Raw genomic sequence first — 16,707 nt, 5'->3', positions numbered from 1 at the left:
CGACGCTGCGCAACCAGCGCTGACCGGAAGACAATGAGGCCATGGGACGCGGCAAGCTTCGGATCTACCTCGGTGCGGCACCGGGCGTCGGCAAGACGTACGCGATGCTGTCCGAGGCGCACCGCCGCATGGAGCGGGGCACGGACTGCGTCGTGGCCTTCGTGGAGCACCACGGCAGGTCCCGCACCGAAGTGCTGCTGCACGGCCTGGAGCAGGTGCCGCGCCGGGAGCTGGCGCACCGCGGCGCCGTCTTCACCGAACTGGACCTGGACGCGGTGCTGGAACGCGCCCCCCGGGTCGCCCTGGTGGACGAACTGGCGCACACCAACGTCCCCGGCGCCCGCAACGCCAAACGGTGGCAGGACGTGGAGGAGCTGCTGGCCGCCGGGATCGACGTGATCTCCACCGTCAACATCCAGCACCTGGAGTCCCTCGGCGACGTCGTCGAGTCGATCACGGGCGTACGGCAGCAGGAGACCGTGCCGGACGAGGTGGTGCGCCGGGCCGACCAGATAGAGCTCGTCGACATGTCGCCGCAGGCGCTGCGCCGGCGCATGGCCCACGGCAACATCTACCAGCCGGACAAGGTCGACGCGGCGCTGTCCAACTACTTCCGCCCGGGCAACCTCACCGCTCTGCGCGAGCTGGCCCTCCTGTGGGTGGCGGACCGGGTCGACGAGTACCTCCAGCAGTACCGCAGCGAGCACCGCGTCTCGAAGATCTGGGGCTCGCGCGAGCGCATCGTGGTCGGCCTGACCGGCGGCCCCGAGGGCCGGACCCTGATACGCCGGGCGTCGCGTCTCGCCGAGAAGGGCGCCGGCGGTGAGGTGCTGGCCGTCTACATAGCCCGCAGCGACGGGCTCACCGCGGCATCCCCCAAGGAACTGGCGGTGCAGCGCACCTTGGTGGAGGACCTCGGCGGCACCTTCCACCACGTGCTCGGCGACGACATACCGGCCGCCCTGCTCGACTTCGCGCGCGGCAGCAACGCCACCCAGATCGTCCTCGGCTCCTCGCGCCGCAAGGCCTGGCAGTACGTCTTCGGCCCCGGCGTCGGCGCCACGGTGGCCCGCGAGTCCGGGCCCGACCTGGACGTCCACATCGTGACCCACGAGGAGGTCGCCAAGGGCCGCGGACTGCCCGTGGCCACCGGCGCGCGGCTCGGCCGCTCCCGGAGCGTCTGGGGCTGGCTCACCGGCCTCGGCGGCCCGGTGCTGCTGACCCTGCTGCTGAACACCGTCCACCTCGGCCTCGCCAACGACGTGCTGCTGTACCTGGCGCTGACCGTGGCCGCCGCGCTGCTCGGCGGCCTGTATCCGGCGCTCGCCTCGGCCGCGGTCGGCTCCCTCCTGCTGAACTGGTTCTTCACGCCCCCGGTCAACCGGATCACCATCGCCGACCCCCGGAACATGCTTGCGCTCGCCATATTCGTGGGCGTCGCGCTCTCCGTGGCCTCGGTCGTCGACGTCGCGGCCCGCCGCACCCACCAGGCCGCCCGGCTGCGCGCCGAGTCGGAGATCCTCTCCTTCCTCGCCGGTGACGTCCTGCGCGGCGAGACCAGCCTGGAGACCCTGCTGGAGCGGGTCCGCGAGACCTTCGGCATGGAGTCGGCCGCCCTGCTGGAACGGGAGGGCGACGTGGCGCCCTGGACCTGCGCCGGACGGGCCGGGACGGGCCCGCCGGTCGACCGCCCGGAGGACGCGGACGTGGACATGCCGGTCGGGGACCACATGGCCCTCGCGCTGACCGGCCGGGTGCTGCCCGCCGAGGACCGTCGGGTGCTGGCCGCCTTCGCCGCCCAGGCCGCCGTCGTCCTGGACCGCCGGCGCCTGCGCGAGGAGGCCGACCGGGCCCGCGCGCTGGCCGAGGGCAACCGCATCCGCACCGCGCTGCTGGCCGCCGTCAGCCACGACCTGCGGACACCGCTCGCCGGGATCAAGGCCGCGGTCACCAGTCTGCGTTCCGACGACGTGGCGTGGTCCGAGGAGGACCGGGCCGAGCTGCTGGAGGGCATCGAGGACGGCGCCGACCGCCTCGACCACCTGGTGGGCAACCTGCTCGACATGTCCCGCCTGCAGACCGGCACGGTCACGCCGCTGATCCGCGAGATCGACGTCGACGAGGTGGTGCCGATGGCGCTCGGCGGCGTCCCCGAGGGCAGCGTCGAGCTGGACGTCCCCGAGACGCTGCCCATGGTCGCCGTCGACGCGGGGCTGCTGGAGCGGGCGATGGCCAACCTGATCGAGAACGCCGTCAAGTACAGCCCCGTCGGCCGGACCGTCCTGGTCGCCGCCAGCGCCCTCGCGGACCGCGTCGAGGTGCGGGTCGTCGACCGGGGGCCGGGCGTGCCGGACGACGCCAAGGAGCGCATCTTCGAGCCCTTCCAGCGGTACGGCGACGCCCCGCGCGGGGCCGGAGTGGGCCTGGGCCTGGCCGTGGCCCGGGGCTTCGCCGAGGCGATGGCCGGCACGCTGAACGCCGAGGACACCCCCGGCGGCGGCCTCACCATGGTGCTCACCCTCCGCGCGGCCGGCACACACACCGGCGCTCTCCCCGTCACGACAGCAGAAAGGCAGGCCGCCCGATGACCCGGGTGCTCGTGATCGACGACGAACCGCAGATCGTGCGGGCCCTCGTGATCAACCTCAAGGCCCGGCACTACGAGGTCGACGCCGCCCACGACGGCGCCACCGCCCTCCAGCTCGCCGCCGCCCGCCACCCCGACGTGGTGGTGCTGGACCTGGGCCTGCCCGACATGGACGGCGTCGAGGTGATCCGGGGCCTGCGCGGCTGGACCCGGGTGCCGATCCTGGTGCTCTCCGCCCGGCACTCCTCCGACGAGAAGGTCGAGGCGCTCGACGCGGGCGCCGACGACTACGTCACCAAGCCCTTCGGCATGGACGAACTGCTGGCCCGCCTGCGCGCCGCCGTCCGCCGGGCCGAACCCGTCCCGGGCGGCGAGGACGACGTGATCGTCGACACCGCCGAGTTCACCGTCGACCTGGCCGCGAAGAAGGTGAACCGGGACGGCAGGGACGTACGGCTGACGCCCACCGAGTGGCACCTGCTGGAGGTACTGGTGCGCAACACCGGGCGCCTGGTCAGCCAGAAGCAGCTCCTCCAGGAGGTGTGGGGACCGTCGTACGGGACGGAGACGAACTACCTGCGGGTCTACATGGCGCAGCTGCGCCGCAAGCTGGAGACGGACCCGGCGCACCCGCGCCACTTCATCACGGAGCCGGGCATGGGGTACCGCTTCGAGAAGTGAGCCTCGCGATACCGGTCCGGAGAGGGTGTATGGCTGTCGGCCCGTCCCGGTACGCTTCAGACATGAGTGCTGCTCCGCGTTCCGACAAGCCGGTGGGCCGGTTCCGGCGCATGTTCGACCGGCTCTCCTCGTCGCAGGAGGACCTGGAGTCCGAGGAACTGCGCGAGGACGCCGACACCGCCGGCTGCACCCGCATCTGCGACTGCCAGGACCGCCAGATCGTCTCGGTTACTGGTACCTTGCGCACGGTCACCCTGCGACCGCGCGCGGGCGTCCCGGCCCTGGAGGCCGAGCTGTTCGACGGCTCCGCCGCACTGGACGTGGTGTGGCTGGGCAGACGCTCCATCGTGGGCATAGAGCCGGGGCGCAAGCTCATCGCATCGGGCCGGGTCTCCATGAGCCGGGGCCGCCGGGTGCTCTTCAACCCGAAATACGAACTGAGACCCCTCGGACGGGAGTAGCCGGTGACGTCGCTCGACAAGCCGACCGAAGACACCCAGGACACGGAAGCCGGCGACGCCCGGGCGGTGACGGAGGCCGCGCTGTTCGAGGCGTTCGGCGGCGTGCGGGGCATGGTCGAGACGGTGCTGCCGGGCCTGCTCTTCGTCACCATCTTCACGCTCAACAACGACCTGCACATGTCGGCGATCGCGGCGCTCGCCGTGTCGCTGGTGCTGGTCGTGGTCCGGCTGGCGATGAAGGACACCGTCAAGCACGCCTTCAGCGGCGTCTTCGGCGTCGCCTTCGGCGTGGTCTTCGCGATGATGACCGACAACGCCAAGAACTTCTACCTGCCGGGCATGCTCTACACCCTGGGCCTGGCCCTGGCCTACATCGTCACCGCGCTGGCCGGAGTGCCCCTGATCGGCCTGATCCTCGGCCCGGTCTTCAAGGAGAACCTCTCCTGGCGCACCCGGAACCCGGGACGCAAGAAGGCCTACACCAAGGCCAGCTACGCCTGGGGCCTCATCCTGCTCGCCAAGTCCGCGATCCTCTTCCCGCTGTACTGGTGGGCGGACACCGAGCAGCTCGGCTGGGTCCTGGTCACCCTGAAGATCCCGCCCTTCCTGCTCGCCGTCTGGCTGACCTGGGTCTTCCTGGCCAAGGCGCCGGCCCCCATCGACGTGTTCGCGGAGATGGAGGCGGCGGAGCAGGCCGAGAAGGAGCGCGAGGAGCGCGCGAAGGCCGAGCGCGAGGCGCGGGGCGAGGACGCCCTGGACCCCGCGCCCGGCGGCAGGCACCGCAAGGGCTGACGAACCCCGCGGGGTGACGGCATACGACGGTGGGGCGCCCGGAGATCTCCGGGCGCCCCACCGTCGTATGCGCAACGTATGCGCGGACCGTACGCCGGTCAGCGTGCTCAGCGTGCCGTACTGCCCTTGCGCGCCGACAGCAGGTCCTCCAGCTGCTCCTCGCGGGCCTGCGCCGCCACGAACAGCAGCTCGTCGCCGGCCTCCAGGGAGTCCTCCCTGGACGGCGTCAGTACCCGGGTGCCGCGGATGATCGTGACCAGCGAGGTGTCCTCGGGCCATTCCACGTCCCCGACCTGCGTGCCGGCCAGGGCCGACTCCTCCGGCAGCGTCAGCTCCACCAGGTTGGCGTCGCCGTGGCTGAAGCGCAGCAGCCGGACCAGGTCGCCGACGCTCACCGCCTCCTCGACCAGGGCCGACATCAGCCGCGGTGTGGAGACGGCGACGTCCACGCCCCAGGACTCGTTGAACAGCCACTCGTTCTTAGGGTTGTTCACCCGGGCGACGACGCGCGGAACGCCGTACTCCGTCTTGGCCAGCAGGGAGACGACCAGGTTGACCTTGTCGTCGCCCGTCGCGGCGATGACGACGTTGCAGCGCTGGAGCGCCGCCTCGTCCAGGGACGTGATCTCGCACGCGTCCGCGAGCAGCCACTCCGCCATCGGCACCCGCTCGACCGAGATCGCGGTCGGCGCCTTGTCGATGAGCAGAACCTCGTGGCCGTTCTCCAGCAGCTCGCCCGCGATCGAACGGCCGACCGCACCGGCTCCGGCAATGGCGACCCTCATCAGTGACCGCCCTCCTCTTCGGGACCCTGGGCGAACGCCGCCTCGACCTTGTCGACCTCGTCGGTGCGCATCATCACGTGCACCAGGTCACCCTCCTGCAGCACCGTCTGCGAGGAGGGCAGGATCGCCTCCCCGAGCCGGGTGAGGAACGCCACCCGCACCCCGGTCTCCTCCTGGAGCCGACTGATCTTGTGGCCGACCCAGGACGCCGAGGTGTGCACCTCGGCGAGCTGGACGCCGCCGGTGGGGTCGCGCCACAGGGGCTCGGCGCCGGAGGGGAGCAGCCGGCGCAGCATCTGGTCGGCCGTCCAGCGGACGGTGGCGACCGTGGGGATGCCCAGGCGCTGGTAGACCTCGGCGCGGCGGGGGTCGTAGATGCGGGCGGCGACGTTCTCCACGCCGAACATCTCGCGGGCCACCCGGGCGGCGATGATGTTGGAGTTGTCGCCGCTGGAGACGGCGGCGAAGGCGCCGGCCTCCTCGATGCCCGCCTCGCGCAGGGTGTCCTGGTCGAAGCCGATGCCGGTGACCCGGCGGCCGCCGAACGAGGAGCCGAGGCGGCGGAAGGAGGTGGGGTCCTGGTCGATCACGGCGACCGTGTGCCCCTGCTGCTCCAGATTCTGCGCGAGGGCCGAGCCCACACGCCCGCAGCCCATGATCACGATGTGCATCGCCTCACACCCCGCTTCCTGCGGGCCCGCCGGCCTTAGTGGATGTCCTGCTCATGTCTCTCTTTCGGCTCGCCTGGCGACACGTCGCGGCCGGTGTGCGGGCCGCAGGGGAACATCATGCCGGTGAGCACCGACCCTGACGCCTCCCGGGGCCCCGGGAAGTCCGGAACCCCGAACGGAAGCCGGGTTTCCCCGTCGTCCGCCCCCAACGTAGCGGCAGGCCGCAGGGGCCGTCTCACCCTCCGGCCGAGGACCCCCGCCGGCCGATGCTGCGAATGCTGGCAAGAGTCAGGATTCCGAGGCCGACGAGCGTGGCGGCGCCGCCGATCAGCTCTGCGCTCAGGTCGCTCAGGTGCATGGGACCTCCAGGGGGCGGTGCAACAGCCGGGGAGCGGTCGGCAATCGAGCAGTCTTCCTCATACAGTCAGACATTCAGGCACGCCGACCGCGCGACCTGCGGAATCCGCAGCCCTGCCGGCCGCCGAATTCACCCGTAGAGCAGAGGGCGGGCCGATCGGGGGTGGCGGGTGGGCGGGCGCCCGTTCGAACGCTTACGATCCTCTGTTGTGTCCAAACTGACCGACGTGCCCAAGCGGATTCTGATCGGGCGCGCACTGCGCAGTGACCGGCTGGGGGAAACGCTCCTGCCGAAGCGCATCGCCCTCCCCGTCTTCGCCTCCGACCCGCTGTCCTCCGTGGCGTACGCGCCCGGCGAGGTCCTGCTGGTCCTGTCCATCGCGGGCGTGTCGGCGTACCACTTCAGCCCCTGGATCGCGGTCGCGGTCGTCGTGCTGATGTTCACCGTGGTCGCCTCCTACCGGCAGAACGTGCACGCCTACCCGAGCGGCGGCGGCGACTACGAGGTGGCGAACACGAACCTCGGCCCGAAGGCGGGCCTGACGGTGGCGAGCGCGCTCCTGGTCGACTACGTGCTGACCGTCGCCGTCTCCATCTCCTCCGGCATCGAGAACCTCGGCTCCGCGATCCCCTTCGTGGTCGAGCACAAGGTCCTCTGCGCCGTCGCCGTCATCCTGCTGCTGACGCTGATGAACCTGCGCGGCGTCAAGGAGTCGGGCACGCTCTTCGCCATTCCGACGTACGTCTTCGTCGCGGGCGTCTTCATCATGATCGCCTGGGGTGCCTTCCGCGGCCTGGTCCTGGACGACACCATGCGCGCCCCCACCGCGGACTACGAGATCAAGCCGGAGCACGGCGGCCTCGCGGGCTTCGCCCTGGTCTTCCTCCTGCTACGCGCCTTCTCCTCCGGCTGCGCCGCCCTCACCGGCGTGGAGGCGATCTCCAACGGCGTCCCGGCCTTCCGCAAGCCCAAGTCGAAGAACGCGGGCAACACCCTCGCGCTGATGGGCCTGCTCGCCGTCACCATGTTCTGCGGCATCATCGCCCTGGCCGCCGCGACCGACGTCCGTATGTCGGAGAACCCGGCCACCGACCTCTTCCACAACGGCGTCGCGCTCGGCTCGGACTACGTGCAGCACCCGGTGATCTCGCAGGTCGCCGAGGCGGTCTTCGGAGAGGGCAGCTTCCTCTTCATCGTCCTGGCCGCGGCAACCGCACTCGTCCTCTTCCTCGCCGCGAACACCGCGTACAACGGCTTCCCGCTGCTCGGCTCGATCCTCGCCCAGGACCGCTACCTGCCCCGCCAGCTGCACACCCGCGGCGACCGCCTGGCCTTCTCCAACGGCATCGTCCTCCTCGCCGGCGCCGCGATGCTCCTGGTCTTCGTCTACGGAGCCGACTCCACCCGCCTCATCCAGCTCTACATCGTCGGCGTCTTCGTCTCCTTCACGCTCAGCCAGATCGGCATGGTCCGCCACTGGAACCGCCACCTGGCCACCGAGAAGGACCCGGCCGCCCGCCGCCGCATGATCCGCTCCCGCGCGATCAACGCCTTCGGCGCCTTCTTCACCGGCCTGGTCCTGGTCGTCGTACTGGCCACGAAGTTCACACACGGCGCCTGGGTCGCCCTGCTCGGCATGTGCATCTTCTTCGCGACGATGACGGCCATCCGCAAGCACTACGACCGCGTCGCCGAGGAGATCGCGGCCCCCGAGGACCCTCAGGAGGCGCAGACCGACGACATGGTCCGCCCGTCCCGCGTCCACTCGGTCGTCCTCATCTCCAAGATCCACCGCCCCACTCTCCGCGCCCTCGCCTACGCCAAGCTCATGCGCTCCGACACCCTGGAGGCGCTCAGCGTCAACGTCGACCCGGCCGAGACCAAGGCCCTGCGCGACGAATGGGAACGGCGCGGCATCGCCGTACCGCTGAAGGTGCTGGACTCGCCCTACCGCGAGATCACGCGCCCGGTCATCGAGTACGTCAAGAGCCTGCGCAAGGAGTCCCCGCGCGACGCGGTCTCGGTGATCATCCCCGAGTACGTGGTCGGCCACTGGTACGAACACCTGCTGCACAACCAGAGCGCTCTGCGCCTCAAGGGCCGCCTGCTCTTCACCCCCGGGGTCATGGTCACCTCGGTCCCGTACCAGCTCCAGTCCTCCGAGGCCGCCAAGCGGCGCGCGCGCAAGCGCCAGGACTGGAACGCGCCCGGCGCGGTCCGGCGCGGGCCCGCGGGCCCCGACCGGGCGAAGGAGTCCTCGCCGTCGAAGTAGACTGGACGGCTGTTGTCCTTCGGCGCCCGCCTTCCGGCGGCCGTGCCTTGTCGTCCCGTTCTCTGGAGTCACCCCGCCATGCAGGCAGAACCGAAGAAATCGCTGGTGGGGGAGGAGTACGAGGTCGAGGTCGGCCCCGTCGCCCACGGCGGCCACTGCATCGCCCGTACGTCCGAGGGGCAGGTGCTGTTCGTCCGGCACACGCTGCCCGGCGAGCGGGTCGTGGCCCGGGTGACCGAGGGTGAGGAGGGCGCCCGCTTCCTGCGCGCCGACGCGGTCGAGATCCTGGACGCCTCCAAGGACCGCATCGAGGCCCCCTGCCCCTTCGCCGGCCCCGGCCGCTGCGGCGGCTGCGACTGGCAGCACGCCAAGCCGGGCGCCCAGCGCCGCCTGAAGGGCGAGGTCGTCGCCGAGCAGCTGAAGCGCCTCGCGGGCCTCACCCCCGAGGAGGCCGGCTGGGACGGCACGGTGATGCCGGCCGAGGGCGACAAGGTGCCCGCCGGCCAGGTCCCCTCCTGGCGCACCCGCGTCCAGTACGCCGTCGACTCCGAGGGCCGCGCGGGCCTGCGCAAGCACCGCTCGCACGAGGTCCAGCCGATCGACCACTGCATGATCGCCGCGGAGGGCGTCAGCGAGCTGGGCATCGAGGCGCGGGACTGGACGGGCATGGAGTCCGTCGAGGCCATCGCGGCGACCGGTTCGCAGGACCGGCAGGTCATCCTGACCCCCCGGCCGGGTGCGAGGCTCCCCATCGTCGAACTGGACCGCCCGGTCTCGGTGATGCGCGTCGGGGAGAAGGACGGCGGCGTCCACCGCGTCCACGGCCGCCCCTTCGTCCGCGAACGTGCCGACGACCGCACCTACCGCGTCGGCAACGGCGGCTTCTGGCAGGTCCACCCCAAGGCGGCCGACACCCTGGTCAAGGCGGTCATGCAGGGCCTGCTCCCGCGCAAGGGCGACATGGCCCTCGACCTGTACTGCGGAGTCGGCCTCTTCGCCGGCGCCCTGGCCGACCGGATCGGCGACAAGGGCGCCGTCCTCGGCATCGAGTCCGGCAAGCGCGCGGTCGAGGACGCCCGGCACAACCTCGCCGACTTCGACCGGGTGCGGATCGAGCAGGGCAAGGTGGAGTCCGTCCTGCCGCGCACGGGCATCGACGAGGTCGACCTGATCGTCCTGGACCCGCCGCGCGCGGGGGCGGGGCGGAAGACGGTGCAGCACCTCGCGTCCCTGGGGGCGCGTCGCATCGCCTACGTGGCGTGCGACCCGGCGGCGCTGGCGCGGGATCTGGGGTACTTCCGGGACGGAGGGTATCGGGTGCGGATGCTGCGGGTGTTCGATCTGTTTCCGATGACGCATCATGTGGAGTGTGTCGCGATCCTTGAGCCCACCGAGAAGGGCCGCTGACCTGTGGCTTTAGTCGGTGCGCATGATGTGCGCCATGGGCGCGGCGGGCCGAGGGCTGTGCGCTGGAGGCGGGTCGACCCACCAGGGCCCTCGGGTACGGCGGGTTCAGGGTCCCGGTGGGGGTGGGTGGTCATGGGGGTCGGCTAGGCCGCCAGTCTGCGTTCCGCCAGTTCCGTGGCCGCGTGGGCGACGGACGCGAGGGTGGCGTGGCGGTGCCAGCCGGCGAAGGAGCGGCCGACGAAGTCCCGGATGCCCACGCGCTCGGCGCGCGGCATGCCGCGGCTCTCCACCCGCCGGCTGTGACCCACGAGCCGCAGCAGGGCGGCAGGATCCGCCGTGCGCACATCGGTCAGCCACAGCTCCTCGGGCCAGCGGGATCCGCCGCGGCCGACGGCGAGGAGCAGGAACTCCGGACGGCCGCGGCCGCAGCGGGTGGAGTCGAGCACGGTCGGCAGGCGGACGCGCACCGTGGCGACGAGCTCCATGGAGCCGTGCGTGCCCGTCGGGTAGACCGCCACGCGTCGGCGGCCCGCCTTGGCCAGATGTGCGATCTGGCTCGCCTGTAACGGGCTCTCCCCCCAGCCGGGCAGCGCGGGGTCGTCGGGCAGCAGCCAGGTGTCGCCGGAGATCCGGGCGATGTGGTTCAGGCCGGCGGCGCTGAGTCGCGAGCTGATCCTGATGGCGTCGAGCCGCTCCGCGTTCAGCGTCACGGGGCAGCGCGGCAGATGCAGACGGGACACCGTCTCCAGATAGGCGCTGACCATCGAGTCCTCGGGTGTCGCCGGTCCGGCTGCCTCGGCGACGGACGGCGTCCGACCGTCCCGGGAAGCTCCCCGGGTTCCCTCCGGCGGCATGTGGATCCACCAGTTGAGCGGGCTCGCGGTGCGCGCGGACACGCCCCAGACGCCGATCACCTGCTGCGCGGTGACGGCCTGACCGCGCTCCCAGGAGAATGTCCGGGCCACACCGACCGAGTGGGGGCCTGACTTCGGTATGACCATCAGGTGCAGCACACACGCCTGCAGCGGCAGGTGATGGATCAGGTGACGGCCGAGGGTCTCGCGCATGGGGGCCCACTCCCAGGTCGAGTCGTTGATGAAGTGGTGCAGGCCCTGGTCGTTGACCTGGTCTCCGAGGAAGGCGGCGATATTTCTTATCGACTTCCGTCCGGTGGCTCCCAGCAGGCCCCGCAGGTACATCATCCCTTTTCGTCGTTGATCGGCCCGCGGAAGCGATGAGAAAACAATGGGGGACAATTCGGATACGGAGCGGTCGAGGGCTGCTCTACGCATTGCGTCGGAGTCGAGCGGGTTCGCGAGTGGAGGCCGAATCCGGGTGTGGTCGGGCACACCGCTGATCATGGTCATACCGATCTCCTCGTGGGGGGTTCGGTGGAAGAGGGCGGCTTTTATTCCCGCGTGAATGGAATGCGTTCGGCATGCGTGGACGCCCCACCGGATGCCGGACGTCGGGCCGTGCTGTCCCGCGGGCGCGGCGCATCGCCGTTCCGACGGCGTTCCGACGGCGCGCGGGCGGATGTCGCCCACGGCGGTGTGGACGGGCTCGGTCGGGAACGGCGGGCGGCGTGCTACGGCGACTGTGCCGGTGGCACGGCTGCGGGACCGGGGGAAGGCGTGCTCAGAAGAGCACGTCGGTCCACGGACATGACGGGCCCCGGGCCGCAGCTGTGCGGCGTGCCCGAGGGTGCCCGGGTGAAAGGGAACGGCGCAGATTCCCCGAACAATTCAGCGCGCCTACGGCCGCAATCTCAGTGGTTCCTTCTGGGAGCGGCGGTGTGCATCGTGAGGCGGTTTCTCCGTGTCAGGCATGGACCATCCATCACGTCCCCCTTTTTCGAGCACCTTTCGAGGGGCTTCTTCAGCTGAAAGTGCCACCGTCAATTCAAGTGGCTTTCTTGCCCCTCAGTGGTCTCTCGGACTTTCTGAAATTCAAACCCAGCGCCCCGCGCCGCGCAAGGTCGTCGACCGGTCAGCTCGTCATGAGCAAGGTCAGGTTGGTCAGCACCGTACGTCGGTCCGGCAACGGTCAGATCAGGGTCAGGAAGGCGTCGGCGAAGGGCCGGAAGGTCGGAACCGGGTGCTTCTGCTCAGTCCCGCAGCGACCTGTCCACCAGGTCGGCGGCGGCGCCCACATAGCTGCCCGGATCGCACAACCGGGCCAGCTGGTCCGGGGTGAATCGACCCGCGAGCTCGGGCTGCCCCAGGAGTTGCTCGGCCAGCGGCCTGCCGAGACGGTCCGAGGCGTCGGCAGCACGCGTCAGGACGTCACGCGCGGCCTCCTTGCCCACCAGGGGAGCCAGCAGCGCCACCAGACGCTCGGCGACGATCCGGCCTCCGGTGAGCCGCAGATCGGAGAGCATCCGTTCCGGCCGCACCACCAGGCCCTCGGCGAGCTCCACCGCCGTGTGGGCGGCGCCGCCGGCCAGCCGCAGGCACTCCCGCAGCGGCTGCCACTCCGCGTGCCACACCCCGGCCGACCGCTCGTCCTCGGTGACCAGGCACTGAGTCAGCACCGCCGTCAGCGCAGGCACCTGGAGCGCGGCGCTGCGGATCAACGTCGCCAGTACCGGGTTGCGCTTCTGCGGCATGGCGGACGAACCGCCCCGCCCGGGAACGGCCGGCTCGGCCACCTCACCGACCTCAGTCCTGGTCAGTGACAGCACATCGACGGCCACCTTGCCCAGGGCGCCCGTGGTGTGGGCCAGGGCGGCGGCGAGATCGGCCACCGGCGTGCGCAGGGCGTGCCAGGGAAGCACGGGTGCGCACAGCCCCGTACGGGCCGCGAAGGCCGCCAATAGGCGTTCGGCGTCGGCGCCGTGCTCGAGATACCCGGCCAGCGTTCCCGCGGCGCCGCCCAGGGACACCGGCAGGGCCGTGAGCACCCCGGCCACCCGGGCGTCGGCGTCGAGCACCAGCCTGCGCCAGCCGGCGGCCTTCAGCCCGAACGTGGTGGGCACGGCGTGCAGGGCCAGGGTGCGTCCGGGAAGCGCGGTATCGCGGTGCTCGCGAGCCAGCACCACGAACGCGGCCGCGACGCGCGCGAGGTCCGCGCGCAACAGTCCCAGCGCGTCGCGGGCGACGAGCATCGCCGCGGTGTCGAAGATGTCCTGGCTGGTCGACCCCAGGTGCACGTACTCGGCCGCCGCGGGGTCCAGGGCGGCCACCGCGCGCGTCAGCTCCCGGACCAGGGCGACCACCGGGTTGGCGCTCTCGCGCGCCGCCACGGCGAGGGCCCGCAGATCCAGCCGGTGCGCTCGCGCGGCCCGGCCGATGGTCTCCGCAGCCCACGGCGGCACGACGCCGATCGCGGCCTGTGCGTACGCCAGCGCGGCCTCCGCGTCCAGCATCGCCCGCAGCCACGCGTGGTCGGACACCGCCCGCTCGACGGGGGTGCCGGCGCGCACCGGTGACAGCAGGCCCGCGTCCGTCGTGTGCGGACCGTCCTTCGGCCCCCCGTCCGTCCCACGCGTCGTCACACGGTCACCTCGACGGGTGCGTGCTCCGCGCTCTGGCCCGCGTCCGCCCGGCTGGAGCCCAGGGCGAGCACCGCCTGGGCGATCGCGTCGGCGTCGGCGATGGTCACCGAGTCGACACCCGGCCGGATCCCCGCCGCCGTCACCCAGTGGACCGACTCGGTCGGCACGCCGTACGCGAACCGCCGCGGGTGCGCTCGGCCCTGCGGGTCGATCAGCCGGTAGGGCCGGGTCGTCACCGCAAGGCCGCCGGTCTCGTACGCCGCCCCGTCCCCGGTGGGGATGCGGTACGCGGCACACGACTCGGTGCTCAGCATGTGCCGCAGCAGCGGATCGGCCGTACGCCGCAGGTCGGGTGTCGGCAGCCGGGCCTCGATGAGGGTGCGCGCCCGGACGGTGGGCCCGGGGACCGTGTCGGAGCCGGCGACGAACCAGCCGCCGCCCGCGTCGAACCGGATCCGGGTGCCCGGCCCGGTCAGCTGCACCACCCCGGCCTCGATCAGCGCGATCATCTCCTGTGTGCGCTGCGGAGGGGGACCGATGGACAGGAACGCGTTGAGCGGGGTGTACCACCGCTCGAGTTCGTCGCGGTGCGACACTCCGTCCAGGCCACCGTGGTCGACGGCCAGCCGCACCTCGTTGCGCAGGTCGCGCAGCACGTCCAGGGAGGCTTTGAGCGGGCCGCTCACGTTGCCCTGCCGCGCGTGCCGGACATCCTCGCGCAACCAGCCGAGCAGCCAGGTCCGGAAGTCGTCCCGGTCCGCGAAGTCCCGCTGCCCCGCGGGGTCGGCGATCGCCCCCCAGGACCAACGGAGTTCGGGCGGAACGCCGTGATCGCTCAGCAGGGCCTCGCGTTCGGACTCTTCCGCGCAGGCGAGGTAGCGCTCGGCGAACCCGGCGCGCGCGGCGTCCCCTCGGCCGTTCGCCAGCAGCGTCTCGTAGTAGACGGACTCCACCTCGCGCGCGATGAGCGGCCACAGGTCCTCGGTGAAGGACAGGGGCGGGCCGCCCGCCGCCGTCCGCCGGCGCAGGTCCGCCACGCGCCGCGCGGACAGCAGCCGCGGCAGGTGACGGCCGTACGCGCCCTTCTCGTTCGCGCCGCGCGAATGGAAGGGCACCCCGCGCCGTGAACTGGCGTACAGCACCGGCTCCTCGCCGCTGGGGCGGTACACCAGCCCGTCGCCGGCGGTCTCGAACCGGCCGCCACGGCCGAGGGTGAGCAGCGCCATGTAGTCGAAGAAACACAGGCCCAGGCCGCGCAGGAGCACCGGCTGCCCGGCCCGGACGCCGTCCAGGTCGGCGTCGGCGGGGTTGCCGGGCGGCAGATAGGTGAGGTGGTGGATCCGGGACAGGCTCGCCGTGCGTTCCTCCTGCGGCGTCGGCCGGGTGGGCACATGACCCTGGGCCAGGACGATGCCGTCCAGATGGTTCAGCCGGGTACCGTCCGCCAGGCGAACGCCCTGCGGGCCGCCCGGGAAGCCCAGGGTGTCGGCCACCGCCACGGCACGCGAGCGATGCACCCGGATCTCCACGTGGCCGGGGGCCGCGACCACGACGCGGCGGAAGCAGTCGGCGTAGTACTGCCCGCACAGGGCGCGGGTCGGGTAGCCGTCCGGTTCCAGCGAGCGCGCCTCGGCCAGGGTGGCGGCGTCGGGCACCGAGCCGTCGGCCCCGCCGCCCACGAGGTCACGGCCCTCAGGCGCGTACCCGTCCCGCAACGACACCGCCCACTCGTACAGGCTCGGCCCCGGCTCGACCGGTCCGGCGATGCGGGACGCCGCGTCGGAGTAGATGGTGATCTGCGACGCGACGGTGTTGGCGAGCAGGTACCGCGACTGGTCGGGGCGCCACACCGCGCCCGCTCCGGGCGGGCCGGCATCCACGACGTGGATGAGTACCCGAGGGTGCGAGGGCCGCGCCCGCTCGTGCGCGCACAGTCGCTCCAGCACCGCGAGTCCACGCGGGCCGGCGCCGATGACCGCGATCTCGTGCACTGTCCTGGTCAATCCGAGCACCCCTTCTCCACTCCGGACGCTCTGATCCTGAAACCGGCGACCGTACGTGGGCAACGCTGGCTCCGACAGTCCGTCAGGTGCGGTGTCACAGGCGGCGAATCCGGCGGCGAGGTGACACATTCGGTGGCCGTCGGCCCCGGAAGACGGCCGTGCCGGAGCCCGCGGGGCAAAGGTCTCGGTATGCGTGCTGCCTACATCGACGAATTCGGTCCCGCACACTCCATACGCTTCGGCGCGCTCGCCGATCCCCGGCCGGGCGCGCACGACGTCCTGGTGGACGTGGAGATGACGACCGCCAACCACGTCGACACCTTCATCCGGGCCGGCGCGGTGCGTACCGCGGTGGAGTTCCCCTTCGTCGTCGGCCGCGATCTGGTCGGCCGGGTCGCCGCCGTGGGGGAGCGGGTGACGGGCTTCGAGGCGGGGGAGCGGGTGTGGTGCAACAGCCTCGGCCACGCCGGCCGGCAGGGCGCGGCGGCCGAGCGCGCCGTCGTACCGGCCGAGCGGCTGTACCGGCTCCCGGACGGTGTCGACCCCGAGAGCGCGGTGACCCAGCTGCATCCCGCCGCCACGGCCTATCTGGGCCTGGTGACCCACGGAGGGCTGCGCGCCGGATCGACCGTGGTCGTGGTCGGGGCCGCCGGCAACGTCGGCTCCGCCATGGTGGTCATCGCGTCCCGGGCAGGTGCCCGGGTCGTGGCCGTCGCCCATGGACGCGACGCCGCGCACTGCCGTGCGCTGGGGGCCGACACCGTCGTCGACCGCACCCGCGACGACCTCGGGGCGCGGCTGGCCCGGGTGTGCCCCGAGGGCGTCGACCTCTACGTGGACGCGGCGGGCGTCAACGACCTGGCCACCGCGGTGGACCTGCTCGCCTGGCGGGGCCGGATCGTCCTGCTCGCGGGCCTGCGCACCACACCGGCGCTGCCGGCCGGGCCGCTGTACGTGCGGGACCGGTCCGTCGTCGGCTTCGCCATCACCGGGGCCCCGGCCGCCGAACTCGCCGACGCCGCGCGGTGCGTCAACGACCTGTTGGCTCAGGGCCGCCTGCGCCCCCGCGAGGTGCGCGTGCTGCCACTGAGCGCCACCGCCGAGGTCCACCGCATGCTGGAGGCGAACGAACTGAACGGCAGGCGGGTCGCATTGACCACTGCGTGAGGCCGCTGGCGTCCGGGCCATGCGGGG

At 72.0% G+C, this 16,707-nt stretch carries 13 protein-coding genes; 7 read left to right on the top strand and 6 right to left on the bottom strand.

Translation table 11 applies throughout. The annotated features are described in order from the left end of the window. Positions 1-41 precede the first annotated feature (41 nt). The 4 genes from KUM03_RS06325 (at position 42) to KUM03_RS06310 (ending at position 4,521) form a co-directional block, all read left to right on the top strand. Positions 42-2,588, top strand: a complete 2,547-nt coding sequence (locus tag KUM03_RS06325; protein ID WP_217246010.1) for a sensor histidine kinase KdpD — start codon at positions 42-44, stop codon at positions 2,586-2,588. After that, positions 2,585-3,268, top strand: coding sequence for a response regulator (locus KUM03_RS06320; protein ID WP_217246009.1), 684 nt, complete (start codon positions 2,585-2,587; stop codon positions 3,266-3,268). The genes KUM03_RS06325 and KUM03_RS06320 overlap by 4 nt, the downstream gene beginning before the upstream one ends. Before the next feature lie 62 nt (positions 3,269-3,330). Further along, positions 3,331-3,729: an OB-fold nucleic acid binding domain-containing protein gene (locus tag KUM03_RS06315; protein ID WP_217246008.1), complete on the top strand. Its 399-nt coding sequence runs from the start codon at positions 3,331-3,333 to the stop codon at positions 3,727-3,729. 3 nt (positions 3,730-3,732) lie between these two features. Then, entirely contained in the window at positions 3,733-4,521 is a 789-nt protein-coding gene (locus KUM03_RS06310; RefSeq protein WP_217246007.1) for a DUF3159 domain-containing protein, read from the top strand. Between the two features lie 107 nt (positions 4,522-4,628). Here KUM03_RS06310 and KUM03_RS06305 read toward each other — a convergent pair whose 3' ends face one another. From KUM03_RS06305 to KUM03_RS38835, 3 genes are all read right to left on the bottom strand, one after another. Next, positions 4,629-5,306 (bottom strand): TrkA family potassium uptake protein, encoded by a 678-nt coding sequence (locus KUM03_RS06305; RefSeq protein WP_100047212.1) that lies wholly within the window; start codon positions 5,304-5,306, stop codon positions 4,629-4,631. Then, positions 5,306-5,977 (bottom strand): TrkA family potassium uptake protein, encoded by a 672-nt coding sequence (locus tag KUM03_RS06300; protein ID WP_217246006.1) that lies wholly within the window; start codon positions 5,975-5,977, stop codon positions 5,306-5,308. The genes KUM03_RS06305 and KUM03_RS06300 overlap by 1 nt, the downstream gene beginning before the upstream one ends. Positions 5,978-6,212: 235 nt before the next feature. Further along, positions 6,213-6,335 carry a hypothetical protein gene (locus KUM03_RS38835; protein WP_274535687.1) on the bottom strand — a complete coding sequence of 41 codons (123 nt, stop codon included), beginning with the start codon at positions 6,333-6,335 and terminating at the stop codon, positions 6,213-6,215. A 208-nt stretch (positions 6,336-6,543) separates the two neighbouring features. On the opposite strand from KUM03_RS38835, the gene KUM03_RS06295 reads away from it, so the two are divergent. Further along, complete coding sequence (locus KUM03_RS06295; RefSeq protein WP_217246005.1) at positions 6,544-8,607, top strand: APC family permease; 2,064 nt, start codon at positions 6,544-6,546, stop codon at positions 8,605-8,607. 78 nt (positions 8,608-8,685) lie between these two features. Further along, entirely contained in the window at positions 8,686-10,014 is a 1,329-nt protein-coding gene (locus tag KUM03_RS06290) for a class I SAM-dependent RNA methyltransferase (protein WP_217246004.1), read from the top strand. Between the two features lie 143 nt (positions 10,015-10,157). Here the strand turns inward: KUM03_RS06290 and KUM03_RS06285 are convergent, their stop codons facing one another. From KUM03_RS06285 to KUM03_RS06275, 3 genes are all read right to left on the bottom strand, one after another. Further along, positions 10,158-11,306 carry a transposase gene (locus tag KUM03_RS06285; RefSeq protein WP_302185837.1) on the bottom strand — a complete coding sequence of 383 codons (1,149 nt, stop codon included), beginning with the start codon at positions 11,304-11,306 and terminating at the stop codon, positions 10,158-10,160. Positions 11,307-12,121: 815 nt separating this feature from the next. Then, on the bottom strand, positions 12,122-13,510 hold the full coding sequence (gene pcaB / locus KUM03_RS06280; RefSeq protein WP_308406263.1) for a 3-carboxy-cis,cis-muconate cycloisomerase: 1,389 nt from the start codon (positions 13,508-13,510) through the stop codon (positions 12,122-12,124). Continuing rightward, the gene (locus KUM03_RS06275; RefSeq protein ID WP_254398916.1) at positions 13,507-15,513 is read right to left on the bottom strand and encodes an FAD/NAD(P)-binding domain-containing protein; all 2,007 of its coding nucleotides are present in this window, start codon (positions 15,511-15,513) and stop codon (positions 13,507-13,509) included. Before KUM03_RS06275 ends, pcaB begins: the two co-directional genes overlap by 4 nt. Before the next feature lie 189 nt (positions 15,514-15,702). Here KUM03_RS06275 and KUM03_RS06270 point away from each other — a divergent pair, with 189 nt between their 5' ends. Then, positions 15,703-16,680, top strand: a complete 978-nt coding sequence (locus tag KUM03_RS06270) for an NADPH:quinone reductase (protein ID WP_217246001.1) — start codon at positions 15,703-15,705, stop codon at positions 16,678-16,680. Positions 16,681-16,707 lie beyond the last annotated feature (27 nt).

Origin of the sequence: Streptomyces sp. AC602_WCS936 (genome assembly GCF_019049125.1) — a bacterium.
GTDB lineage: Bacteria > Actinomycetota > Actinomycetes > Streptomycetales > Streptomycetaceae > Streptomyces.
The sequence above is the reverse complement of the archived record's forward strand: the minus strand, read 5'-3'. Positions and strand labels throughout refer to the sequence as shown.

Excerpts from the sequence above, each read along its gene's own strand:
- KUM03_RS06325 (WP_217246010.1), top strand. The coding sequence starts at position 42 with ATGGGACGCGGCAAGCTTCGGATCTACCTCGGTGCGGCACCGGGCGTC.
- KUM03_RS06320 (WP_217246009.1), top strand. The coding sequence starts at position 2,585 with ATGACCCGGGTGCTCGTGATCGACGACGAACCGCAGATCGTGCGGGCC.
- KUM03_RS06315 (WP_217246008.1), top strand. The coding sequence starts at position 3,331 with ATGAGTGCTGCTCCGCGTTCCGACAAGCCGGTGGGCCGGTTCCGGCGC.
- KUM03_RS06305 (WP_100047212.1), bottom strand. The coding sequence starts at position 5,306 with ATGAGGGTCGCCATTGCCGGAGCCGGTGCGGTCGGCCGTTCGATCGCG.
- KUM03_RS06300 (WP_217246006.1), bottom strand. The coding sequence starts at position 5,977 with ATGCACATCGTGATCATGGGCTGCGGGCGTGTGGGCTCGGCCCTCGCG.
- KUM03_RS38835 (WP_274535687.1), bottom strand. The coding sequence starts at position 6,335 with ATGCACCTGAGCGACCTGAGCGCAGAGCTGATCGGCGGCGCCGCCACG.
- KUM03_RS06290 (WP_217246004.1), top strand. The coding sequence starts at position 8,686 with ATGCAGGCAGAACCGAAGAAATCGCTGGTGGGGGAGGAGTACGAGGTC.
- KUM03_RS06285 (WP_302185837.1), bottom strand. The coding sequence starts at position 11,306 with ATGCGTAGAGCAGCCCTCGACCGCTCCGTATCCGAATTGTCCCCCATT.
- KUM03_RS06270 (WP_217246001.1), top strand. The coding sequence starts at position 15,703 with ATGCGTGCTGCCTACATCGACGAATTCGGTCCCGCACACTCCATACGC.